Source organism: Segatella bryantii, from assembly GCF_022024215.1.
Lineage (GTDB): Bacteria > Bacteroidota > Bacteroidia > Bacteroidales > Bacteroidaceae > Prevotella > Prevotella bryantii.
This window is the reverse complement of sequence record NZ_CP091798.1, coordinates 1,973,537-1,999,436: the sequence shown is the minus strand read 5'-3', so window position 1 is coordinate 1,999,436 and position 25,900 is coordinate 1,973,537. Positions and strand designations below refer to the sequence as shown.

Annotated in this window: 17 protein-coding genes; 8 read left to right on the top strand and 9 right to left on the bottom strand. The window is 37.3% G+C overall.

Translation table 11 applies throughout. The features are described 5' to 3' along the window. Window positions 1–897: 897 nt before the first annotated feature. The 5 genes from L6471_RS12425 (at window position 898) to dnaA (ending at window position 7,794) form a co-directional block, all read left to right on the top strand. Window positions 898–3,483 carry an adenosylcobalamin-dependent ribonucleoside-diphosphate reductase gene (locus L6471_RS12425; RefSeq protein WP_094448845.1) on the top strand — a complete coding sequence of 862 codons (2,586 nt, stop codon included), beginning with the start codon at window positions 898–900 and terminating at the stop codon, window positions 3,481–3,483. Further along, window positions 3,483–3,866, top strand: a complete 384-nt coding sequence (folB, locus tag L6471_RS12420) for a dihydroneopterin aldolase (protein ID WP_237797739.1) — start codon at window positions 3,483–3,485, stop codon at window positions 3,864–3,866. The genes L6471_RS12425 and folB overlap by 1 nt, the downstream gene beginning before the upstream one ends. A gap of 52 nt (window positions 3,867–3,918) precedes the next feature. Beyond that, the gene (locus tag L6471_RS12415; protein WP_074614625.1) at window positions 3,919–5,127 is read left to right on the top strand and encodes an N-acetylmuramoyl-L-alanine amidase family protein; all 1,209 of its coding nucleotides are present in this window, start codon (window positions 3,919–3,921) and stop codon (window positions 5,125–5,127) included. Between the two features lie 6 nt (window positions 5,128–5,133). After that, entirely contained in the window at window positions 5,134–6,036 is a 903-nt protein-coding gene (locus L6471_RS12410; protein ID WP_006282078.1) for an MlaD family protein, read from the top strand. Between the two features lie 348 nt (window positions 6,037–6,384). After that, window positions 6,385–7,794, top strand: coding sequence for a chromosomal replication initiator protein DnaA (gene dnaA, locus L6471_RS12405; RefSeq protein ID WP_237797423.1), 1,410 nt, complete (start codon window positions 6,385–6,387; stop codon window positions 7,792–7,794). A 43-nt stretch (window positions 7,795–7,837) separates the two neighbouring features. On the opposite strand, the gene rhaM is transcribed toward dnaA, so the two are convergent. The 7 genes from rhaM to hflX form a co-directional block, all read right to left on the bottom strand. Next, a complete protein-coding gene (gene rhaM / locus L6471_RS12400) occupies window positions 7,838–8,155 on the bottom strand; it encodes an L-rhamnose mutarotase (RefSeq protein WP_006282076.1) in 318 nt (105 codons plus the stop codon). Between the two features lie 197 nt (window positions 8,156–8,352). Then, the gene (locus tag L6471_RS12395) at window positions 8,353–9,000 is read right to left on the bottom strand and encodes a thiamine diphosphokinase (RefSeq protein WP_027453304.1); all 648 of its coding nucleotides are present in this window, start codon (window positions 8,998–9,000) and stop codon (window positions 8,353–8,355) included. A gap of 11 nt (window positions 9,001–9,011) precedes the next feature. Beyond that, window positions 9,012–9,593 carry a nicotinamide riboside transporter PnuC gene (gene pnuC, locus L6471_RS12390; protein ID WP_027453303.1) on the bottom strand — a complete coding sequence of 194 codons (582 nt, stop codon included), beginning with the start codon at window positions 9,591–9,593 and terminating at the stop codon, window positions 9,012–9,014. Continuing rightward, on the bottom strand, window positions 9,594–11,951 hold the full coding sequence (locus L6471_RS12385) for a TonB-dependent receptor (protein ID WP_237797422.1): 2,358 nt from the start codon (window positions 11,949–11,951) through the stop codon (window positions 9,594–9,596). Between the two features lie 242 nt (window positions 11,952–12,193). Further along, entirely contained in the window at window positions 12,194–13,852 is a 1,659-nt protein-coding gene (locus L6471_RS12380) for a fumarate hydratase (RefSeq protein ID WP_006282072.1), read from the bottom strand. 25 nt (window positions 13,853–13,877) lie between these two features. Beyond that, entirely contained in the window at window positions 13,878–15,713 is a 1,836-nt protein-coding gene (locus tag L6471_RS12375; protein ID WP_237797421.1) for a DUF4954 family protein, read from the bottom strand. A gap of 33 nt (window positions 15,714–15,746) precedes the next feature. Next, window positions 15,747–16,994 (bottom strand): GTPase HflX, encoded by a 1,248-nt coding sequence (gene hflX / locus L6471_RS12370; RefSeq protein WP_006282070.1) that lies wholly within the window; start codon window positions 16,992–16,994, stop codon window positions 15,747–15,749. Window positions 16,995–17,465: 471 nt separating this feature from the next. Between hflX and L6471_RS12365 the strand changes: the two genes are divergently transcribed. After that, entirely contained in the window at window positions 17,466–19,430 is a 1,965-nt protein-coding gene (locus L6471_RS12365; protein ID WP_237797420.1) for a glycoside hydrolase family 97 protein, read from the top strand. Between the two features lie 75 nt (window positions 19,431–19,505). Here L6471_RS12365 and clpB read toward each other — a convergent pair whose 3' ends face one another. Together clpB and rmuC are read right to left on the bottom strand one after the other, a co-directional pair. Beyond that, window positions 19,506–22,094: an ATP-dependent chaperone ClpB gene (gene clpB / locus L6471_RS12360; RefSeq protein ID WP_237797419.1), complete on the bottom strand. Its 2,589-nt coding sequence runs from the start codon at window positions 22,092–22,094 to the stop codon at window positions 19,506–19,508. 141 nt (window positions 22,095–22,235) lie between these two features. Then, window positions 22,236–23,678 (bottom strand): DNA recombination protein RmuC, encoded by a 1,443-nt coding sequence (rmuC, locus tag L6471_RS12355; RefSeq protein WP_143007236.1) that lies wholly within the window; start codon window positions 23,676–23,678, stop codon window positions 22,236–22,238. Between the two features lie 171 nt (window positions 23,679–23,849). Between rmuC and L6471_RS12350 the strand changes: the two genes are divergently transcribed. Next, on the top strand, window positions 23,850–24,923 hold the full coding sequence (locus L6471_RS12350) for a DUF1573 domain-containing protein (protein ID WP_074549347.1): 1,074 nt from the start codon (window positions 23,850–23,852) through the stop codon (window positions 24,921–24,923). Window positions 24,924–24,950: 27 nt separating this feature from the next. After that, complete coding sequence (locus tag L6471_RS12345) at window positions 24,951–25,811, top strand: 4-hydroxy-3-methylbut-2-enyl diphosphate reductase (protein WP_006282065.1); 861 nt, start codon at window positions 24,951–24,953, stop codon at window positions 25,809–25,811. Window positions 25,812–25,900: the final 89 nt, after the last annotated feature.

Sequence of the window (25,900 nt, the reverse complement as noted above, 5' to 3'; positions counted from 1 at the left end):
TACAACAAAGGTAATTTTTTTTTTTTATTCATGCGCACATTTAGCTAAAAGCTTCGTAAATAAAATGTAAAAGCTTATAAAATAGTATCGTATAATTGAGATAATAGCATTTCTTTTTATCTAATTAAAATAATAGTAACTCTAGTTTATAACTACTATGAGTACTTTCAAAATAGAGTATAGCTAACAAATCGGTGCACTGAATTTTGTCACAGCTCAAATTGTAGAACGGCTGCGGAGTGTTGATATATGTCAAATAAAATATCAAAAAATACATCCTACAGAAATCTTCATCTAGCTTGAAATCTTCAATTTTTAGACAGACTATTTTGTATCTTGCTTAACCCTTAACCTTCTCTTCCTGCTAAAACCATAGTTATTGATGGGTAAATACATACTTTGAACTGATAACTACTATGGTTTTATAGTATAAATCCTATACTTTTGAACCGTAAAAACTATGCTTTTACCAAGCAAGTTTCAAATTGATAAAGATAAAAAATGCGTAACATGTTGATATTTTGCTAGTTATAAAATGCTTCAGAATTTGCATATTTAAGCCTTTCTAGTATACTAACTTCAAATACGCAAACTACAAATCGGTTTCTGTCAATTAAATTCAAAAATGTAGTAATGTATGCAGATATTGTTCTTCTTGTCGTAAGTGCGACAGAAGGGAGTATTGAAGATAAATTTTATCGAGCATAGTTTGTAGTGAAGATGAGTAAAATGAATTTTCTTTTTGGGGAACTTTTTAAAAAAATGGAGAAGGAAAGTTTTCCAAAAAGAAAATATTATAGCTTTTTTTAAACGAAAAGATTTTCGAAATTAGATTTATTCGAGTATATTTGCATCACATAAATCTTTTATATCTTACATTTGCATTTTTATTAAATAATGGAGGAACAAAAAATGTATACCTTCGATGAAGCATTCGAAGAGTCCTTGAAGTATTTCGATGGAGATCAGCTTGCAGCTCGTGTATGGGTAAACAAATATGCAATGAAAGACAGTTTCGGGCATATTTATGAAAAGTCACCATTAGAGATGCATTGGAGAATTGCCAACGAGGTGGCTCGTATCGAGAAAAAGTATAAAAATCCTTTAAGTGCCCAGGAAATTTTTGATCTTTTGGATCATTTTAGATATATTGTTCCAGCTGGAAGTCCGATGACGGGTATCGGTAATACTCATCAAGTAGCAAGTTTGAGTAACTGTTTTGTTATTGGTCTTGATGGTGATGCTGATTCTTATGGCGCTATCATGCGTATAGATGAAGAACAGGTTCAGTTGATGAAACGACGTGGTGGAGTGGGACATGATTTGAGTCATATTCGTCCTGCAGGTTCTCCTGTGAATAATTCAGCATTAACCAGTACCGGTATAGTTCCTTTTATGGAGCGCTATAGTAATTCTACTCGTGAGGTGGCACAAGATGGTCGTCGTGGTGCGCTTATGTTGTCTGTAAGTATCAAGCATCCTGATAGCGAAGCTTTTATTGATGCAAAGATGACAGAAGGTAAGGTGACAGGTGCAAATGTTTCGGTTAAAATCGATGATGAATTTATGCAGTGTGCCACAGAAGATGAACCTTATACACAGCAGTGGCCTATTCATGATGTACATCCTTCTGTTGTAAAGCAGATTTCTGCGCGTAAATTATGGGATAAGATCGTACATAATGCATGGAAAAGTGCAGAACCTGGAATCTTGTTTTGGGATACGATTCTTCGTGAGAGTATACCAGATTGTTATGCAGATTTAGGTTTTCGTACAGTAAGCACCAATCCTTGTGGTGAGATACCATTGTGTCCATACGATAGTTGTCGCCTGCTCAGTATTAATCTTTATTCATATGTAGAGAATCCTTTTACTCCACAGGCTTCATTTAATTATGACTTGTTTAAAAAACACGTTCAGTTGGCTCAACGTATTATGGATGATATCGTTGACCTTGAAATGGAGAAAATCGATTTGATTATGAGTAAAATCGATAAGGATCCTCAATTGGAAGAAGTGAAGGGTGCAGAATATCATCTTTGGGAGAAAATAAAGCGTAAAAGCAGTCTAGGACGCCGTACGGGTGTAGGTATTACTGCAGAAGGTGATATGATAGCTGCTATGGGGTTGCGATATGGTACACAAGAGGCTACAGATTTCTCTGTATCAGTACATAAGACTTTAGCTCTTAATGCCTACAGAAGTTCTGTTAATTTGGCTGAGGAACGTGGTGCTTTTGAAATATATGATGCAAATCGTGAAGCCAAGAATCCTTTTATACTACGAATTAAAGAAGCCGATCCTGCATTATATGCTGATATGGTGAAATATGGTCGTCGTAATATAGCATGTCTGACGATAGCCCCTACTGGTACAACCTCGATTATGACACAGACTACCAGTGGTATAGAACCCGTATTTATGCCTGTTTATAAACGTCGTCGTAAGGTAAATCCTACTGATAAAGATGTACATGTTGATTTTGTAGATGAAGTAGGTGACAGCTTTGAAGAGTATATCGTATATCACAAGAAGTTTGTTGAGTGGATGAAAATCAATGGCTTTGATACTGACAAGCGCTATAGTCAAGATGAAATCAATGAGTTAGTGGCTAAATCTCCTTATTATAAGGCTACAGCGAATGATGTCGATTGGCTTATGAAGGTGAAAATGCAAGGTGCCATTCAGAAATGGGTAGACCATTCTATCTCTGTAACGGTTAATCTTCCTAACGATGTAGATGAGTCTTTGGTAAATCGCTTATATGTAGAGGCCTGGAAAAGCGGTTGTAAAGGATGTACGATTTACCGTGATGGTTCTCGTTCAGGTGTAATGATTTCTGCCTCAAAGTCAGAGAAAAAAGAAGCAGAAAAACAGGGCACAGCAGATCCAAAAGAGCAGGAAAAGGATGATGTGGAAAACAAACAGCCTGAAGTAGTAGAAGTTAGGCCAAAAGAACTCGATTGTGATGTGGTAAGATTCCAGAATAATAAGGAAAAATGGGTAGCTTTTGTGGGATTACTTGATGGATATCCTTATGAAATCTTTACGGGGCTTCAGGATGATGAGGAAGGAATCTCTTTGCCAAAGGGTGTAACTAAGGGTAAGATTATTAAACAAACGAATGAAGATGGTTCCCATCGTTATGATTTCCAGTTTAAGAATAAGCGTGGTTACAAGACAACTGTAGAGGGATTGAGTGAAAAATTTAATCCTGAGTATTGGAATTACGCTAAGCTCATTAGTGGAGTATTACGTTACCGTATGCCAATTGATCATGTATTGAAACTTGTATCTTCGTTATCATTGAAAGATCAGAGTATCAATACTTGGAAAAATGGTGTAGAACGTGCTTTGAAAAAGTATATAGAAAACGGAACCAAGGCCAAGGGTAAAAAGTGTCCTGTTTGTGGACATGAAAATCTGGTCTACCAAGAAGGCTGTTTAATATGTACAAATTGTGGAGCTAGTCGTTGTGGATGATGAAGGTAAAAGAATGCTATATAAATATAACGAACCTGCGGTTTCATGCCTATCATGGCGTGTTACCGCAGGAGCGTTTAACGGGTAATGACTATTTATTAACATTGCATATCTGTTATGATTTTTCAGAGGCTTTAATATCTGATGATGTTAGGCATACTTTAAATTATGCAGAAGTATACCAAATTGTTTCAGAGGAAATGAAGCATAGCTGTAATCTGCTTGAGAAAGTAGCGGGCAATATAGGAAGCCATCTGATTCAAGCATTCCCATTAATTCAAGCAATCGATTTGCAGATTACTAAGGTTAATCCTCCTATGGGGGCTGACTGTAAAGGTGCAGGTGTAGAAGTTCACTTAATAAATGATAAATCCGAAGTCTGATTTTGTGTTATTTGCTAAATAATGATTACTTTTGTACGAATTCATTCATGATATGCATAAGAAATTACTGTTAACGATAGCAATACTTTTGTGTTTTGCAGTCTCTGTTGTAGCTGCAGATCAGAAATTCACGCTTGTTATTGATGCCGGACATGGTGGGCATGATGCTGGCGCTATAGGAGCAATCTCTAAAGAAAAAAACATCAATCTGAGTGTGGCTTTAGCTTTTGGCCAATATGTAGAGCAGAATTGTCCAGATGTAAAGGTTATTTATACACGTAGAACTGATGTCTTTATACCTTTGAAAGAGCGTGCAAGTATTGCAAATAGAAATAATGCAGATTTGTTTATTTCTGTTCATACCAATGCTCTTCCAGGTGGTAAGATAGCCAGAGGCTTTGAAACTTATACGCTTGGTATGCACCGTGCTAAAGATAATCTAGACGTCGCCATGCGTGAGAATGGAGTTATTTCAATGGAGCAAGGCTATAAGCAGACTTATCAAGGTTTTGACCCTCGTTCGTCTGAAAGTTATATCATGTTTGAATTCATTCAAGATAAAAACATGCAGAAGAGCGTAGATCTTGCCCGTTATATTCAGAATAGTGTGTGTACTCATGTTAGTGTACCTAACAAGGGTGTACATCAAGCAGGATTTTTGGTATTAAGAGAAACCTCGATGCCAAGTTGTCTTATCGAACTTGGTTTTATCACTACTCCTGATGAGGAGTCTGCATTGAATACATCTTCCTATGTAGATTCTCTTGCAAAACAAATTTATAACGGTTTCAAGCAGTATAAGGAGCAGTATTATACAGGATTGACTGTACCTTACCGTGCGACTAAAAAAGCAAAAGTCGAGATGCCTAAACTTGTACCAAGTAGCTATCAAGAGAATAAATCCAATGATGCTCCCAAAACGATTCGGAAAGTGGTTAAGCCAGCGCCGGTGGTATCAGAAAAGCAAAATGCTGTACAACCATCAGAGGTGCCTATATTTAAGGTGCAGATTTTAACGAGTAGCAGAGAATTGCGTAAGGGCGATGCTCACTTTAAAGGGGAAACAGATATCAACTCTTTCAAAGAAGATAATTTGATAAAATATACGGTTGGTTCTTCATCTAATTATAATGAAATCTATAAATTGAGAAAGTCATTGTTAGAAAAGTTCCCTAACGCATTTATCATTGCTATGAAAGGTGGTGATAAGGTAGATGTAAATGCTGCCATAAAAGAATTTTTAAAAAACAAAAAAAAGTAGTCTGATATGAAGTTTTTTACCAACGAAGTGAAGATTGCGCTCGTTGCTATTGCGGGTGTTGTAATCTTGTTTTTTGGCATCAATTTTCTGAAAGGAAAGAATTTGTTTGCTAATGCAAATACCTATTATATTACTTTTGATAATATTATGGGTTTAGGTGCATCTACTCCTATTTATGCCGATGGCTTTAAAGTCGGTACTGTAAAAAACATTGTTTTTGACTATGGTGAGCTTGGTCCTATTAAAATTGAAATAGAATTGAATCAAGCTATGAGAGTGCCTGTTGGTACCACTGCAGAAATCGACAAAGATTTAATGGGGAATACTCAGATCAATTTGTTGATTGCTGATAATAAGTCGAAATGGCTGTCTCCTGGAGATATTATTTCTGGTAAAGTTGCTGAGGGAGTGATGACTAAGGCTGCTGGACTTATTCCTGAAGTAGAGAAGATGATGCCTAAGGTAGATTCTATTCTTGATCGTCTGAATATGATACTTGCTGACCCTAATATTGGAAAATCACTTGGTAATATTCAGCAGACTACTGCTAATCTTGCAGTTTCTACACAAGAACTTAATACCTTGCTAAGAGGTTTAAATCATAGTGTGCCGGGCATGATTAATAAGGCAAACGGTGTGTTAGATAATACACAGACCTTAACTGGTAAGTTGGCAGATGTTGATGTTGCGGGTACTATGCAACAGATAAATGCAACTCTAGCTAATGCTAAAGAGTTTACTGAAAAGCTTAATAGTAATCAGGGTTCTTTGGGTAAACTTATGAATGATCCTTCGCTCTATAATCATCTCAATGCTACTATTCGAGATGCGGATTCGCTGATGATTGATTTAAAACAGCATCCTAAGCGTTATGTACATTTCTCTGTATTTGGTAGAAAGGATAAGTAATTTGAATTTTGTTTAGATAAGAAACTGATATGTGTTTCACGGAAGTAAATCAGGAACTCCCTATGATATAGGGTGTTCCTGATTTATGTAAATTGTTTCACGATATTGCTTAGCGGTGTTAATATAATCGATAACTGATTGACTTTTAGTTGATTACGTGGATATTGTCTAGTTGAATGTTATAAGGAAAATAAATTGAAGTATAATGTAATTTTAAAGAGCTAATGTGAGTTCTTTATCAAAATTATAAATGAAGTAATTTGTTTATGTCTAAAAACTTTCGTAATTTTGCAGTCGCAATAGTAAGAAATAATGCCGTTTGGCATGTTTAACACTTAAATTTAATAAATGCAGGTAAGTCCTAAAGCTCTTTGGGACAACAGTCTTACACTCATAGCTGAGAATGTTACCTTAGAGCAATATAATACATGGTTTAAGCCAATAGTCTTTGAATCGTATAATCAAGCAACGAAGACATTATTGCTAAATATTCCAAGTACTTTTTTTTATGAGTATTTGGAAGCTAACTATGTTGATTTATTAACCAAAGTGTTGACGCGTACCTTTGGGCAAGGTGTACGGCTTAATTATCGTGTTGTTGTTGTAAAAAATCCACCGACGACACAAAATATAGAGGCCGATCCTTCAGATCAGGCTCCTAAGCCTCAATCGAGTTTAGAAACTAATCAAGCTCCTTCCGTTTCGGATGCAGCCAAACCTCAGGATATTGCTTCTCATCTGAATAATCGATTAACATTTGATAATTATTTGGAGGGAGAGAGTAATAAACTGACTCGTACTGTTGGTGTCTCTATAGCTGAACATCCATACAACTCACAGTTTAATCCATTCTTTATTTATGGTCCTTCTGGATGTGGAAAGACGCATCTAGTGAATGCTATCGGATTAAAAATTAAGAAACTGTATCCTGATTCTCGTGTGTTGTATATCAGTGCCAAACTGTTTTCTGTGCAATATACACAGGCTGTGCTTGAAAATCATACCAATGATTTTATAGCTTTCTATCAGACTATTGATACCTTGATTATTGATGATGTGCAGGAATGGATGGGGAAAACTAAAACTTTAGAGACGTTCTTCCATATCTTCAATCATCTTTTCAGAAATAATAAGCGTATTATCCTGGCTTGTGATCGACCTCCTGTTTCTTTGACGGGTATGCCAGATCGTATGTTGACTCGTTTCTCTTGCGGTTTGATAGCCGAGATGGAAAAGCCAAATGTACAGTTGTGTATTGATATTATGAAGCACAAAATGCGGCGAGATGGCTTGGATATTCATGATGATGTTCTGACTTATATAGCTCAGAATGCTAACTGTAGTGTTCGTGACTTGCAAGGTACTATCAATCAGCTGTTAGCTTACAGTATTGTATATAATAGTAAAATTGATATCAAGTTGGCAAAACGCTGTATAGAGCGTGCTGTAAAAGTCGATGATCGACCATTAACGGTGGATGATATATTGGAGCAAGTATGTAATCACTATAATGTGACATCCACTAATATTAATAGCCGAAGCCGGAAACGTGAATACGTAATAGCTCGTCAAGTTTCTATGTATCTTTGTCAAAAATATACAAAGATGCCGGCATCACGTATTGGTATGTTGGTAGGAAAGCGAGACCATTCTACGGTGGTGCATAGTTGTAATCAGGTGGAAACTCGTCTTAAAACGGATAAGAAGTTCTTTGATGAAATTCAAAGTATAGAGAATTCTTTTAAACTTAAAAAATAAAATAAAAACTCCAAAACCGTAAGTTTTGGAGTTTTTATTTTATTTAGTCCATATGGAAAACCTCTTCCATTGGTATACTTATAGGACTATTATCAGGATTTGTATCCATAATGTCGGCCATCATATCCCACCATTTCTGTGTAATGGGGTCTATATCAGTGGTATCCTGACTATTGGTCTCTTTACTGCATTCTTGATAGGCAAAGAGGAGATTAGTTTCTTTATCCCAGAAAATACTGTAGTTATTTACACCTGCATCTTTTATCATTTGTTTTAACTCAGGCCAGATTGCAGCATGTCTTTTTGCATATTCTTTTTCGCATCCAGGTTTTAAATACATTTTAAAGGCAAATCTTTTCATGTTTTTAATTTTATAGTTATTTAGGTTGACACAAAGGTACAAAAAAAAATAAAGCCACTGCCTTTTGACAATGGCTTTATTTGATTCTGCAAGAAAATATTCAAAGCTTACGAGTTTCAGACAAGGTCTCACTGCGAAAAGTGGACATGATTACGTATGTATTGATTTTCCATGTTCTTGAGCACAAGAAATGTATATTATTTGGAATTGAAAGTACGATATACTAAGTATTTTCCATTTCCTTCAAATGTAATAGTGTCGCCTATAGCTTCATTCAGTGTACCTTGCCATAGTTCATCAAAAGCGTAAGTATTCCATTTGCATCCTTCACTATAAAGTGTGGTACATCCAAAATTGAAAATACTAATCTGTTGTCCACGGAAAGATTCAAACTGATTTTTTCCTTCTGCAGGAGTAAAATATCCATGGTCGGTAACCATGGTAGCCTGAATATGAAAAGCATGCATATAACGAATCAAAAGGCTGATATTGCCTAAAGTATGATCTTCTCGTTTACCTGTGGCTCCTAAATAACAGATAGACGTATATCCTTTAGCCATACAGTATCGTGTGGCTTTGGTAAGGTCATTGTCTTCCTGTTCACTAATATGATGAAATATAGACTGATATTTTGTTTTGAATTCTTCTGTTAGTGAGTCTCCATCCCCAACGATAGCATGGGGGATGTAACCATGTTCGATATAGGTCTGAGCAGTTCCATCGCAACAACATACAAATTTAGCATGTCGTAATAAAGCCAATGGGATGGGGTGAGTAGGATAGTCGCCACCTGCAATGATTACGGCTTCCGGATGATAGCTTTCTGTTATGAGAGGAAAAATCATAGAGCTGATATTTATTGAGTTGCCATTATTTTTTTCCACTTACATATTCCTGCAAATGAAATGATGACGTATAATATATATAAGCCACCTGTAAAGAATAGATCTTTGTACAGATAGAGTAGGGATAATTCTATGTCGGCTACAATCCATATCCACCATTGTTCCAGATATTTTCGAGCTAGTGCCCAGAGTCCGATGATGCTTAGTGCATTTCCCAGACTATCGAGTATGGGAACATTACTATTGGTGAAATGAATGAGGATAAGGTAGATTCCTACCCAAAGTGCGCAAAATGCAATGATGGTAGGTAGAATATATCTTTTCGGGATGTGAGTAATAGGTACCTCTTTATGTTCTTTGTTGCTAAATAGTTTCCATGCAACAAATCCATAGATTGCTGCTAAAGTATAGTAAATACTCATACCGAAGTCGGCAAATAATCCCGCTTCGTAATACACAAAAATATAGATCACTGGCATAATAATGCCGGTGATCCATAAGTAAATACTAGCTTTATATTCTTGATAGACATAGATGAGGCCTGTAAGGGTACCTAATATATCCATCCAATGGTCTATTAGAAATTTTTCCATTTAGAAACGTAATGTAATATTACCCATCATATTAAAGCCTGCCATAGGTACATAACCTAGCTGGTAGTAGCGGTTGTCAGCGGGATAGTCTTTGCCTACGATAGCTGAATAAGCCCAGCCGCTTGCTGCATAATGACGATTAAAGATATTATTTAGGTCAATGCCGAAGACAACTTCCTTCATACCCATGATGTGTTTGTTCATATGGTGAGTATATTTCAGGTTGATATTTGTCTGGGAATAGCTTGGAAGCGATCTATCCTTATTCTCGCTATTATCCATATACTGGCGGCTTACAAAATTGGTATGCCAAACTGCACTTATGCCTTGGTAATGGAAATTGAGGAAGCCGTTAAGTATGGTTGATGGTGAGAACGATAAGGTAGAATTGTCATAGTGTATAGTCGTTGAAGGCTGTTCTACCCAGTTTTCATCATATGTTTCAACTACTTCATCAAAATCTTTGATTTTGTTTTGTGACAAAGCTGCATTACCTGCGATTGTAAACCATTTTACCGGACTCCAATCAGCAGAGAGTTCGATACCTATACGGTAACTTTTCTTGATATTGGTTGTTAAATTTTCGCCAATATCACTTTTGGCTCCCGTCTGCACGAACTGGTTATCGTAATTCATATAGTATAAATTAGCACCAGCATTCCAGTTGTTACCAGAGAACTGATAACCTAGTTCAAAATCGAGCATATGCTCTGGCTTTGGTGCTGGATATGAACCATTATCAGTGAAGTTGTTGCGTTCAGGTTCACGACCAGCATAAGCTATAGAGAAATACGTCTTGTGTCCATTCTGATGAAAGCTAATACCAGCTTTTGGATTAAAGAAATCATATTTCTTGTCAATGTTCAGTTCCTGATTTTTATAGGTATTACTATTGACTTTATAAAACTTATCATTGAGACCGTTAGTCTTATAATCAATGTGTCTATACTGTAAGTCGGCAAATATATCCCACATCGAGTTGATGTGGTAATTAGCCTTTGCAAATACAGAATAGTCATATTTGTGTGCGTCAGAATTATAGTACTTGTTGTCGCTATAAGGCTTTTGGATATTTAAATTTGATTTATTTTTAATGTAGTCGATATATCCAAAATGGTTGGCGCGGAATTGTTGTAAGTTTACTCCACCTACGATGTCCCAATTTTTATCCTTATAGTTAGCATTGTATACAATACCATAAGTATGTTGAGTCATACCTTTACGGCGGATGAAATCAGATTTCTTAACGAAACTATTGTCATCTTTAGAGGTAGCATACATTCCAAATTTTTCAAACTTATTGTTTGAACGGAATTCCTTATAATAGCCATGTCCGTAGGTATAGTGTAAAGCGGCACTATGTGACCAGTGGGTAGAGGAATTCCAAGTTACTGATAAAATATTGTGATTCTGATAGAAATTATCAGTTGCTTTATCCCAGAACGTACCATCCTCTAATTTGTATCTGCTGATGGTATATCCGCCTTCCCAATCAGGAGTGAAACTCTCATAGAGGCTATTGAACTTGCCCAAGCCTAGGTTATACATATCCTCATAGGTCTTTATGCCCATATAGCTATTCATACTGTAATCGTCATTGCCAGCTGTAACACCATTCCAAGCTTGACCTGTCTTTTCGAAGTTTCCGATATTCTTATATTTAATTTGGAAATTATGACCGATATAAGTGAGGCCACCATAGTAAGACCCCGAGCGACCAGATGTGCCATGAAGGTATCCATCTGTTGCTGTCTCATGATAAGCACCATCAAAAATGAGATGATTCCAAAGCAATCCTGTAGAGAAATTAACACCAGCATGGTAGGTGTTGTATGAGCCAAAAGAACCTGTAACTTCAGCTGATGGCTCAAAGTTAGGTGTTGCTGTTGCCAAAGAAATGGTACCACCAAAAGCGCCATCACCATTCGTAGAGGAACCTATACCACGTAGAATCTGTGCAGAACCTAAGAGAGAACCATAAGAATTCATATTAACCCAAAAAACAGTTTGGTCTTCAGGAGAATTCAGAGAGACGCCATCTAAAGTTACATTAATACGACTACCTGCAGCTCCGCGAATGCGCATATAAGTAGTTCCAATTCCAAGTCCGTTCTCGCTCCAGGCTAAAATACCAGGTGTATTTGCAAACAGGAATGGAAGTTCTTTTCCTGATTTGGAAAAATTTTGTAAATCGCTTTTCTTGAAATCTGCCATCGCAAATGGCGCATTTTCTTGAGCACGGACACCTTTGACCACAACATCTTCTAATTGATGAATCTTAGTTGTGTCTAGGTGAGTCTGTGCATTTGCTCCAGCTACACTAATAAGTGTGGCTGAAAACAATACAATCTTTTTCATCTTGTAGTTTTATAAACATTAAAAAATGAGGGTAGTCCTACCTACGCCGGCATTACCCGGATCAGGTTGTTGGGTATATTCTCAGCAAGGGCAATCGCCCAAGCACCCCCTTATACATCTGTATACGTGTACAAAGGTACTTCAAAAAACGGATATAGCAAAATTATACATAAAAAAAAGTCTCGAATCTGACAATTTGCAGATTCGAGACACTATTATTTTGTTGATAAATGGTCAGTATATTACTTCTTGCATCCTGCACAAGGTGCCCATGGTTTAAGCTCCTTAAAGAAGTCGTGCCCCTTATCATCTACGAGGATAAATGCTGGGAAGTCTTCTACTTTGATTTTCCAAACGGCTTCCATACCCAATTCTGGATACTCTACACATTCGATGCTCTTGATGCTACTCTGAGACAGTACAGCAGCTACGCCACCAATAGTACCAAGGTAGAAACCACCATGTTTTTTGCAAGCATCTGTAACTACTTGCGTACGGTTACCTTTAGCAATCATAACTAAACTACCGCCGTGTTCCTGGAATTCATCAACATAAGGGTCCATACGGTTAGCTGTAGTAGGTCCCATACTTCCACAAGGATATCCTTCAGGAGTTTTAGCAGGTCCTGCATAAAGAATAGGATGATCCTTAAAATATGCTGGTAAGTCTTCACCTGCATCTAATCTTGCTTTCAGTTTAGCGTGTGCAATATCACGAGCTACGATAATAGTACCCTTCAAAACGACGCGAGTTGAAACAGGATATTTAGTTAATTCGGCTCTAACAGCATCGATACCCTTGTCGAGATCGATTTCGATACCTTTGCCACCTTCACCAGGGTTTCTATATTCTTCAGGAATTAGTTCGCCAGGATTAGAATCCATCTTCTCCAGCCAGATACCATCTTTATTGATTTTACCCTTGATATTGCGGTCTGCTGAGCAGCTTACACCCATACCGATAGGACAACTTGCACCATGTCGTGGCAAACGGATAACTCGGATATCGTGTGCTAGGTACTTACCACCAAACTGTGCTCCAAGACCAATTTTATGTGCCTCTTCAAGAAGTTTATTCTCTAGATCAATATCACGGAAAGCACGGCCCGTCTCATCACCTGTAGTAGGAAGATTATCATAATATTTAATGGACGCAAGTTTAACGGTGAGCAAGTTTTTCTCAGCAGAAGTACCACCGATAACGAAAGCGATATGATATGGAGGACAAGCAGCTGTTCCTAAGTGCTTCATTTCTTCAACGAGGAATGGAAGGAGGGTTCCCTCATTCTGAATGGTAGCTTTAGTCATTGGATAGAAGTAAGTCTTGTTAGCTGAACCGCCACCTTTAGCAACCATAATAAAGCGATATTCTGCACCTTCAGTAGCTTCGATATCAATCTGAGCAGGAAGGTTGCAACGAGTATTTACCTCATCGTACATGTTGAGAGGGGCATTTTGTGAATAGCGAAGGTTTTCCTGTGTATATGTGTTGTAAACACCGCGAGCGAGTGCTTCTTCATCTTCGAAGCCTGTCCAAACCTGCTGTCCCTTTTCAGCATGGATAATGGCTGTACCTGTATCCTGGCAGAAAGGTAGAATACCTTTAGCAGCTGTTTCTGCATTGCGAAGCATAGTCAGAGCTACGTATTTATCATTCTCTGTTGCTTCAGGATCTTTCAAAATTTTTGCAACTTGCAGATTATGCTCACGACGAAGCATAAATTCTGCATCGTGGAATGCCTGCTGTGCCAATAAGGTGAGTGCCTCTTTGCTTACCTTTAAGATTTCTTTACCTTCAAATTCACCAACTGATACACCTTCTTTTGAAATCAGTCGATATTCAGTATCGTCCTTCTGTACTTGAAACATAGGAGCATACTTAAAATCTGGTGCTTTTGCCATAATGTTTTTATTTTTTATATATAAGTTAGTATTTTTGTTTGTTTAAAAAATCGTTGAGTGTTTCGATGGCCACATCGCCCATCTTGAATTCATTCTCAGCGTCGTATTTGATAGCATTATTCCATTCATTCAGAGCTTGCTGGTAATCTTGTTGAATGTGGATAATATCTTCTTGTCCAATAGTGTCTAAGTGATAGAAACTTAGAATGATTCGGAATGCCCATGCCCATTTGTATTCTTCATAATGTGCATGTATGTTTTGCATTTCTTCCTGTAATTCAGAATAGCTAGTGATACAGCCATTCTTGATATTGTCAATAAGCTCCAGTTCTTTCTCTTCTGGTAAAATTAAGCCTGCTAAATCGTTCCATTCGCCAGAGCCTATACTTGTAGAAGGTAAATCGATATCCAAGTGTTTTTGAAGTGTTTCTCCAATAAAAAGCCTAATAGCTAAATCGTAGTATTTTATGCCTTTTTCTAATGACTTATTACGAATGTTACAACCTTTATAGATATAGCTAGCCATGTGCTCGCCTTGTTCTGTGCGTAAATCTTCCAAAACTTTTTTTCCTCGGCAACATTCTTGTATAGTCGTCGGATTGAGCCAGTCGAAATTGATAATGCTGTTTTTTCCACTTCTTACGCGCATATCTCGTTTTGGCCATTTTGAAATGTCACGATATGTTCCTACAGTGGTAATATTTCTTCCTGGTGCCAAGTAAGTGCTATCGTTACTACCAAAGATATAGCTGAAAGGTAAATCTAGGGTGCAAGGATGATTTTGTATTTTCCCCATGCACATAGAGAAACTTCCTATTTGAGCAGGCCATAGAATATGTGTTCCACTGGCAGTTTTGCTTCCACGTTCTATGATTCCCCAATGGATAGGTCCCATTTTGTAGGCATGATTGCTGTAATTTGTGTTACTTCCTGCATTATAGAAGGAATATTGTCCGCTGATAAGTAAAGTGCTCTTATGATGACTAACGGTGAAAGGTCCACAGAATGCAGCACAACTCTCTCCGTTATCAAGATAGCTATTGGCAAAAAAGAGAGAATTATCTGCTGATGCGCCTTTACCAATATGACAGGCTTCTCCAACAAAACAATTATTGATCTTGGCACCATCCATAATGGAAGCATTAGCTACAACTATACTGTTTTCCAAAATGACATCATTCCCAATGAATATTCCAGAATCTGCATCCATCGGATAGGTGAATAAAGTTGTTTCACAAATACGTGAAGCTCCATTAACTTCGCAATGGTCCATGATGATAGAATTGGTAATCTCCAAGGTATTCGTAATCTTCACTCCATAGCCGATTTCTCCGCGTTCGGGTGTGTTGCTTTGAATGACATTTCTGACTAATTTCCACATGGACGATTTAAATTCCTTATCATCTGCATGCTTCACCATTAATGCTGCAATGTTGGATGTAAGTCCTTCGAAAAGAATGGTGTTTCCGTTATCAGACTCGTTGATTACAGATATAATATTTCCTCTACCGAAAGTATATTCTGTGGAAGTGTTAATTTTGCCGATATTGACGAGAATGCTATCTTCACCGATGGTATAATTATAGATATAACCACCAATATTTTCTATCAAGCAATTATCTCCAACTGTTACGTCGCGAAGAATAGCATGACGAATGCCACTGTGTCTTGAAAAGCCATCTTCAAATGTGATATTCTTTTCAAAGACACCCAAGTATATTTCTCCAGAGAATTCTACATTCTTGAGATAGAGAGGACTGAAATCTTCTGCAACATTGATAGCTGTCCAGTCTTCTGCTATACATCCTTGTTTTTCAAGAATTTGTATTTCTTCTTCTGTTAGTGATCTATATTCGTCCATTTTCGTCAATATTATCTTGGGGACTATCCGGTTTTATTCAACTTCTGGATATAGAAAGTCGTTGTAAGGATATTTTTGAACATGGAGCTCGCGTACTTTCTTGTACAGAATATCTCTAAACTCATCGACATTCTCCTTAGTCTTGGCAGAAATGAAAATGCAGTTGTCATGCATACGAGCCATCCAAGTCTTTTTTAATTCGTCTAGACTAATATTTTCCTTGGTTGAAGGTGTTAAATCGTCTTCTTCCTTTTCCACCCATGTATAATTGTCAATCTTGTTGAAAACAATCATACTAGGTTTATCTGTACAACCAATATCCTTTAGTGTCTGTTCTACAACGTTAATCTGTTCCTCAAAGTCAGGGTGAGAAATATCTACCACGTGTACTAACAAGTCTGCCTCTCGGGTCTCGTCAAGTGTACTCTTGAAAGAATCTACAAGATCTGTAGGAAGTTTACGAATAAATCCAACTGTGTCAGCCAATAGAAATGGTAGATTCTTGACAACGACTTTTCGTACGGTAGTATCAAGGGTCGCAAATAATTTGTTTTCGGCAAATACTTCGCTTTTTGACAACAAATTCATGGTAGTTGATTTACCCACATTGGTGTATCCTACCAAGGCTACTCGGATGAGGCGTCCTCGATTTTTACGCTGTGTAGACTGTTGACGATCGATTTCTTCAAGTCGCTTCTTGAGCAAAGTGATACGTTGTAAAATGATACGACGGTCCATCTCTAACTGGGTTTCACCAGGACCACGTAGACCAACAGAACCTTTACCACCACCTGAACCTGATCCACCTCCTTGGCGTTCCAAGTGAGTCCATAAGCGTTGAAGACGTGGCAACATATAGCGATGTTGGGCAAGTTCTACTTGAGTCTTAGCATTTGCTGTCTGAGCGCGCATAGCAAAAATATCTAGGATAAGTGAAGTTCTATCCAATATCTTGACGCCAAGCTCCCCTTCGATATTTCGAATTTGTTTGGCTGTAAGTTCGTCGTCAAAGATAACCATACCAATTTCTCGTTCGTTATCCTCTTCGTCTTTGATATATTGTTTGATTTCCTCAAGTTTACCTTTACCTACATAGGTAACTTGACTTGGTCCGTTTACTCTTTGCGTAAATCGCTTTACAGTAACAGCCCCAGCTGTGTCTGCTAAAAATTCGAGTTCGTCAAGGTATTCCTTAGTCTTTTCCTCGTTCTGGTTTGGAGTTATGAGTCCAACTAGAATAGCTGTTTCAGCCTTGGCTTCTGATATTACGAATTCTTTCATGCAATTTTTTTTAAATTATGTATGCAAACTTACAAAAAAAAAGTGAGACGGGTGTGTATTTGTTTTAAAAACTAAAGGGTATAGATTAAAAGATCATAGGAAAAAAGGGATTTTTTAGTAAAAATAGTGTCAATTTTCCACTTATTGTCAGTGTAGATGAATTGCAAAATAGTATCTGCTAAACCCTATATAGGTACTTTAACTACCGCAAACGTTTACGTTGAAATTTGCGTAAAAAGTGAATTCCATTTTGATGTAAATCAATTATTATCATTATCTTTGCAGTGGTTTTAATATAACTGATTTTCAAAAAAAGAGATCATAACTACATAAAAACACAAACTGCTGAAACATTCAAAATGAAGAAATTCGTCTCGACGTGATGTCGAGACGATTTTTTTTGTATATTTGTATATGATTTTAATTATAAAAACTATCTTCTTATAGAATCAATAACCTAACAATCTAAAAATGCAAAAAGTTATATTTATTTGTCTTTTTTTGCTTTCTTCGTTTTCGATGAAGGCTGAGAATCGAGTTGTTACATCTCCTAATGGTAAAACTATAGTTAAGTTGGTAGATGATGGAGGCCTTTTAAATTATCAAGTAGAGTATGATGGAATGCTTATGCTCGAACCTTCAGGCTTGGGGCTTCGTACTGATATTGATGATTTTACCAAAGATCTCAAATTTGTAAAAGAGGAATCTTCACGTATAGAGGATACTTACACGATGGATAGAACTAAAGCTTCTAAAGTGCATTATACGGCTAATAAACTAGAGGTAACATATTCTACGGTTCAAAATCATCAGATAACAATTGTTTTTCAAGTTTCTGATAATAATGTAGCTTATCGTTATTTAATTCCTCAACAGAATAGTGGTGAGACCAAAATCGTCAAGGTGTTAGAAGAGGCTAGTAGTTTTAAACTTCCACAATCGACAACAACATTTTTAAGTCCTCAGATTACTCCTATGACAGGTTGGAAGCGTAGTAAGCCTTCGTATGAAGAAGAATATGTTGCAGAAGCTAAACTTTCCGAAAAGTCTCAATTTGGTGTAGGTTATACTTTTCCATGTCTTTTTCATGTAGGAAACGAAGGATGGGTTCTGATTAGTGAAACGGGCGTGGATAGTCATTATTGTGCAAGTAGATTGAGTGATTGGAATGCTCAACGAGGCTATACCATTGCTTTTCCACAGGAAGGAGAAAACAATGGTGTGGGAAGTGCCTTTGCTGCATTTGGATTGCCTGGAGTGACTCCTTGGCGAACGATTACAGTGGGGGCATCTTTAAAGCCAATTGTAGAAACAACTATTCCATTCGATGTCGTAAAGCCTTTGTATGATCGTAAATATACTTATAAGCCTGGTCGTTATACATGGAGTTGGTTGGTTTGGCAAGATAATTCTATCAACTATAATGATCAGGTTTCGTTTATAGATTTAGCAAGTAGAATGGGATACGAATATTGTCTTGTAGATGGACTTTGGGATGAGTCTATGGGACATAGTGGTATCGAAAAGCTGTCTAGTTATGCACAGGATAATGGGGTAAACTTGATGCTTTGGTATAATAGCAATGGTTATGCAAACGACGCCCCTCAGGGTCCTCGCGATATTATGAATAATAGCATTAATCGAAAGAAAGAAATGGCCTGGATGCAAAAAAATGGTATCAAAGGCATTAAGGTTGATTTCTTTGGAGGGGATAAGCAGGAAACTATAAAATTGTATGAGGATATCCTAAGTGATGCTAATGATTATGGCTTATATGTTATTTTCCATGGTGCAACTATGCCTCGTGGTTGGGAGCGTATGTATCCGAACTATATCGCTAGTGAAGCGGCATTAGCCAGTGAAAATGTTTTCTTCTCTGAACATCATGCTAAAAAAGAAGGATTTGAGCTGACCATGCATCCATTTGGTAGAAATACGTTGGGTGCTTTTGATTGGGGTGGTGTTATAATGAACCGATATATGAGTCGCGATAATAAGTCTCGTCATCCTCGTTATACAAGTGATGTCTTTGAAATGGCTACGGCTATCACGAATCAAGTTGCGTTTAATTGTGTAGAAATAACGCCTGAGTCAGAGAAAACACTATCTGACTGGAAAATCGATTTCTTGAAGAAGATTCCAAGTCAGTGTGATGAAACTCGTTTCTTAGCAGGTTATCCGACTAAATATTTCTGTGTTGCTCGTCGGTATGGTGATACATGGATGGCTGCTGGTATTAATGGAACGGAACAACCTATCAAGGTCCTTTTGGATTTACCTGAGTTTGCTGGCAAGACAGTGAAACTACTTTTGGACAAAAATAAGAAGAAAGGACAGATTGTTGCTGACTCTGAAATGAAGCAAGTAAAAGTTGGCAAGAATGGTAAAATCGCAGTTGTCTTGCAGCCTATGGGGGGTGTTATCCTATGTGAGTAAGCATTATATGTCTTACAAAAAAATCCTGGAAAAGCTACAATACTTTTCCAGGATTTTTTGTAAGTGCATTGTATTTTAGTTTCTAAATACTAATCCTTGCATATTTGCATCAATGATAATCGGTTTGTCGCGTAATACAGTTTCGGCAAGAATTTTCTTGCTTAAATCATTGAGCACATACTGTTGGATGGCTCGCTTAACAGGTCGTGCTCCAAACTCAGGATCAAAACCGACATCACCAAGATAATCTATTGCAGCATCGGTTATCTGGAGTTGGAAACCTTGTTGGGTAAGCATCTTTGATACACTATTCATTTGCAAGCGTACGACTTCTCTAATCTGTGGCTTGCTTAGTGGCAGGAACATAATCGTATCATCGATACGATTAAGGAACTCCGGACGAATGGTCTTTTTCAGCATATCCATAATCTGATGGTTGAGCTCTTCTTGCTCGTTATTACTGAGCACTCCGTGTGCCTCTTCCATTTTTTCTCGGATAAGGTTGCTACCCAGATTGCTTGTCATGATGATAATCGTATTTTTAAAGTTGACAGTTCTACCCTTATTGTCAGTCAATCGTCCATCGTCTAATACTTGTAAAAGTATATTGAATACATCAGGGTGTGCTTTCTCGATTTCATCGAAGAGAATAACACTGTATGGTTTGCGTCTTACTGCTTCAGTGAGTTGGCCACCTTCATCATATCCTACGTATCCTGGAGGCGCTCCTACGAGCCGTGAAACACTGAATTTTTCCTGATACTCACTCATGTCGATTCGCGTCATCATATTTTCATCATTGAATAGGTAGTCAGCCAGCGCCTTCGCCAATTCTGTTTTACCTACACCCGTTGTGCCAATGAAGATAAATGAGGCTATTGGTCGTTTAGGGTCCTGAAGACCAGCACGACTTCTTCTCACGGCATCGCTCACGGCACGTATGGCTTCTTCCTGACCAATAACCCGCTTATGAAGTTCTTCTTCCATATGCAAGAGCTTTTCCCTTTCACTCTGAAGCATTCTGGTAACAGGAATACCAGTCCATCTACTAACGACTTCAGCGATATCATCAGAAGTAACTTCTTCACGTACCATTGCTTCCCCACCTTGGGTTGCCTTCAATTGAAGTTGGATATTGTCAATATCCTGTTGCAGTTGTTGTAATTTAGAATATCTTATTTCAGCTACACGCTCATAATTACCTTCTCGTTCAGCGCGTTCAGCTTCATATTTCAAATTTTCTATTTCCTGTTTGTCCTGCTGAATTTTGTTTACCAAAGCTCTTTCGCCTTCCCATTTTGCGCGATAGTCTTTTTCTTTGTCTTTTAGTTCAGCGATTTCTTTATCAAGGTGAGCGATTTTGTCGGTATCATTTTCACGCTTAATCGCTTCTCGTTCGATTTCAAGCTGTTTTAGTCTTCTGTTTAATTCGTCTAATTCTTCTGGAACAGAATCGCGCTCCATGCGGAGTTTAGCTGCAGCTTCATCCATTAAGTCTATCGCTTTATCAGGTAGAAATCGATCGCTGATGTATCGTTCTGATAAATGTACAGCAGCAATACAAGCATCATCCTGGATACGTACCTTGTGATGATTTTCGTATCGTTCCTTGATACCACGAAGGATGCTGATGGCATCTTCTTCTGTAGGTTCATCTACAAGTACAGTTTGGAATCGACGTTCTAATGCTTTATCTTTCTCGAAGTATTTTTGATATTCATTTAAAGTAGTGGCACCGATAGCTCTAAGTTCGCCACGAGCAAGAGCAGGTTTTAGAATGTTTGCAGCATCCATGGCACCTTCACCACCACCTGCTCCAACCAGTGTATGAATTTCATCGATAAAGAGAATAATCTCACCATTTGCATTGGTAACTTCCTTAATTACGCCTTTAAGACGTTCCTCAAATTCTCCCTTATATTTCGCACCGGCAACAAGGGCGCCCATGTCCAACGAGTAGAGTTGCTTATTCTTTAGATTCTCAGGAACATCTCCTCTGACAATACGTTCCGCCAATCCTTCTACAATAGCAGTCTTACCTGTACCAGGTTCGCCAATCAGAATTGGATTATTCTTAGTTCTTCTACTCAGTATCTGGAGCACCCGTCTGATTTCTTCATCACGTCCGATAACGGGGTCGAGTTTTCCTGTTCGAGCCTCTTCTATGAGATTTTTAGCATATTTGGATAAAGCCTGATAGTTTTCGTCTCCGCTTTGACTTTGCACTTTCTGACCTTGTCGAAGTTCCTGAATAGCAGCTAGCATCTCTTTTTCGGTGCAACCTGAGTCTTTTAATATTCTACTAGCAGCTGAATTTGCATTTAATAGCGCCAGTAAAATAGGTTCTATGCTTACGAATTCATCGCCCAATTTCTTAGATATGTCAAAGGACTTTTGTAATACGTTGTTTGAATCATTACTCAAATAAGGTTGTCCACCTTGTACTTTAGGCAAATGGTTTATTTCCTGTTGCACAGCATATTCAATAGCAGTACCGTTTATACCTAATTTTTGAAAGATATAGTTAGTTATATCTTTCCCTTTGCTCATGATACCAGCAAGAAGGTGAACAGGTTCTATTGTTTGTTCTCCTGCTTTTTGTGCAATATTTGCTGCCTCTTGTATGGCTTCTTGAGCTTTAATTGTAAATTTGTCGAATGTCATATTCGTGCTCCTTTCTTTTATTGTTATTTTCTATGGAGGGATTGGCAACAAATAAGCCATTGTATAAAAGATGCCAAATTGTCTTGCCGGTAAGACAATTTGGCATCTTTTGGTACTCGTGAATAGGTTTTAGAAGATATTTTAAGCCTGGTTGGCATTCATTTCTTCTTCGGTTTCGGAAATATTTTCGAGTTTATTTTGTTTTGATAATTTATATTTTCGTTTGGGATTTTCTTTTGCGCCATATTTGAGTAAATTATTGGCGGCAGTTTCTATGCTCTGACCGTTTGGAGCTGTTATAGTATTGAGTTTATTAAAGGCTTTACGTGTATTGTCGAATTGCTTTTCTACATCCTGAAGTCGCTCATAATATATTTGAATGCGGTCTATAATTAAGTTGGCAGTATCCATAATTCGTTGTTGGTTTTCCACCTGTTTTACTTGTTTCCACGTCATTTCCAAAACCCTTAACATCATGTACAGGTTTTGACTTCCTGAGATGACAACCCCTTGGTCATATGCCCATTTCCATAAGTTTTGATCATTTGTTAGTGCTAGTTGTAGGGCACTTTCGCTAAATACATACATAAACACGAAGTCTAATTTTTGATGACCTTCTTGTATATAATTGTTATATTGCTTGCGTGCCAGTTCGACAACATGGGTTCTTACAGAAGTGAGGTGTCTGTTTAATGCATCTTTCTTGTCGTCTTCAGAGTCTGCATTATAGTAATCTTCAAAAGCTTTGAACGACATTTTGGAATCGATAATGACATCTCTGTCGTACGGAAAATGAAGAATAACATCAGGAATAAGTTTTTTGCCGCTTTCATCGTTTTTAATAAAGTTGCCATGAGAATCTTTCATGGTATATTGTTCTTCAAACTGTACGCCTTCTTCAAGTCCCATATTTTCGAGAATCTGACGTAAACGAAGTTCACCGAAATTACCTTGAGTCTTGTTTTCGCTTGTTAAGGCTTGAGCTAATTTATCAGCTCGTTCTCCTACTTCCTGTGCTTGTTTAAGATTAGCTTTAATAGAAGCATCTAATCTTTCCAGCGATAAAGACTGATCTCGATCGTTTTTCTCTACAGCCTCTTTCATCTGTTTGATGTTTTCATGCAGAGGTGTAAGGATAGCTGATAGTTGTTGCTGGTTGGTTTGGGAAAGTTCTTCTGAGCGTTGTTTTAAGATTTCTTCTGAGGCATGATGAATTTGTTCGTTAATTAGTTTGGACTGTTGTTCGAGCGATTCTTTATGTTGTTGTCTTATTATTTCTAATTGTCTAACATACTCTGTTCGTAATTCATTTTTCTCATACAAGAATAGTTTGCGAGCTTCTTCTTTTTCTTGTGCATTTCGTTCTCTTTCTTCTTGTAGCTGTTTGTTGAGGCTTTCTATAGCATGTTGGTTTTGTTGCGTTATGCTTTCCAGTTTGGTTTGGAAAATGTCGCGTTGTGACATCAACTGTGTTTCTTGTTGATGATGTTTGTTATTGCTAATGATGTAGCCGATGATAATACCGATGATAATTCCTAATATAAAGTATATAATATCCATGTTATAGTTTAATGAAACTTTCAAATTTTTAGTGCATGCAAAGTTAGTTATTTTTTTGCTAATTCAATAGTTTTTACTATCTTTGTCGTGAAGTTATATTTCTTGGCTGTTATGTTTGTCTTTTGTTTCCAAAAGTAATAAAAGTATGAACTATTTATCAAGAGTAGAGTATAGATAGCTTAAAAGACAAAAGTTATGAAAAAGAAGAATATTATCTTAGCCATTCTGTTGGCATTCGCATCCATTCAGCTTCAAGCTCAGCGTATCGTTACAGATGAATCTTCTATTGATTTAGGGCAGATACTTTTCCGTGATCCGATTACGGCCGTTTATAATTTGAAAAATGGTGGAGATAAACCTTTGGTAATACATGACGTGAAAAAAAGTTGTGGATGTACATCTGTTTCTTTCCCTCATAGAGCAATCCTTGCTGGTGAAAAGTTTAAAGTAGAAGTAACCTATGATGCCAAACTGATGGGGCATTTTGATAAATTAATAGGATTGTATAGTAATGCAAGTGAAAATCCAACGATTCTTCGCCTTAAAGGTGTTGTAGTTAGTGATTATGTAGGCTTCTCTGGAGCTTATCCTTTTCAGATAGGAGATTTGAAGTTGGATGTTAATGATATTGAGTTTGATGATGTTAATCGGGGGGATCGTCCAGTAGCACAGATTCATGTTTTTAATGCCGGTCGTTCAGAGATATTACCTCAGGTAATGCATTTGCCTCCATATCTTACAGCAAATGTTTCTCCTTCAAGATTGGCTGCGGGGCAAGCGGGTATTATTTCGCTGACTCTTGATTCAAAGAAGTTGCGTAATTTTGGTCTCTCTCAGACAAGTTTATATTTGGGGATGTATCCTGGCGACAAAGTAGCTCCGGAGAAAGAAATCAGTGTCTCTTCGGTATTACTTCCTGCGTTTGACGAAACTGAAACAAGTTCAATTCAAGCGTTAGCTCCAAAGTTAAAAATAACTAGTAATACGCTTGATTTAGGTTCGTTTGGAAAAAAGACCAAGCTGAAGGGTGTGCTTGAATTAGAGAATGTTGGTAAAAGTGATTTGGATATTCGTAGTATGCAAATGTTTACTGAGGGCTTTGAAATGTCTTTAAATAAAACGAAGCTTGCTCCTGGTGAAAAAGCTAAATTGAAAGTTACTGCTTTAAAGCGACAACTTAAAAAAGTTCGTTCTAAACCCCGTGTGTTGATGATTACTAATGATCCTTCATATTCTAAGGTTATCATTCATATAAACGTTAAAGATTAATTGATAGTATAGCATAGCATAGTATCGATGATACAGATAGAAATTGATAATGGAAGTGGTTTTTGTTTTGGTGTAACAACTGCCATCAAAAAAGCAGAAGAAAAACTTGCAGAGGGGGAAACTCTGTATTGTTTAGGTGATATTGTTCATAATGGAATGGAGGTTGAACGGTTGCACGATCGTGGCCTAGTAACAATAGATCATGAACAAATGAAAAATTTGCATCATGTTAAAGTTCTTCTTAGAGCACATGGGGAGCCACCTGAAACATATGAACTGGCTCAAAGAAATCATATAGAAATAATCGATGCTACTTGTCCTGTAGTATTGCAGTTGCAAAAAAGAATCAAAAAGCAATATGATAGTAATCCCTCTGCTCAAATTGTTATTTTTGGTAAAAAAGGTCATGCTGAAGTTTTAGGACTTGTAGGTCAGACACAGAATAAAGCTATCGTAATCGAAAAGTTCGAGGATGTTACAAAATTAGATTTCAATCGAGATATTTATCTGTATTCTCAAACGACTAAGGGGCTGGATGAATTTCATCGTATAATAGATTATATTCAGGATCATATCAGCAAAAAGTCTGTATTCCAAAGTTTTGATACAATATGTAGACAGGTGGCTAATCGTATGCCCAATATAGCTACTTTTGCTTCTAGGCATGATCTTATTCTGTTTGTTGCAGGAAAGAAAAGTAGCAATGGAAAGGTATTATTCAAAGAGTGTCATAGTGTAAATCCTAATAGTTTTCAGATTGAAAGGGCTGAAGAAATTGATATGAATTGGGTAACAAATGTCAATACCATAGGTATCTGTGGTGCAACAAGTACTCCTAAATGGTTGATGGAGGAGTGTAGAGACTACATACTTCGAAATACGAAGTAGAAAAAAATAAGCAGTGTCGCTTTTCTCAAAGAAACACCGCTTAAAAAACAGTAATTAACTCAAAATTTTTAATCTATTATAATCATCTG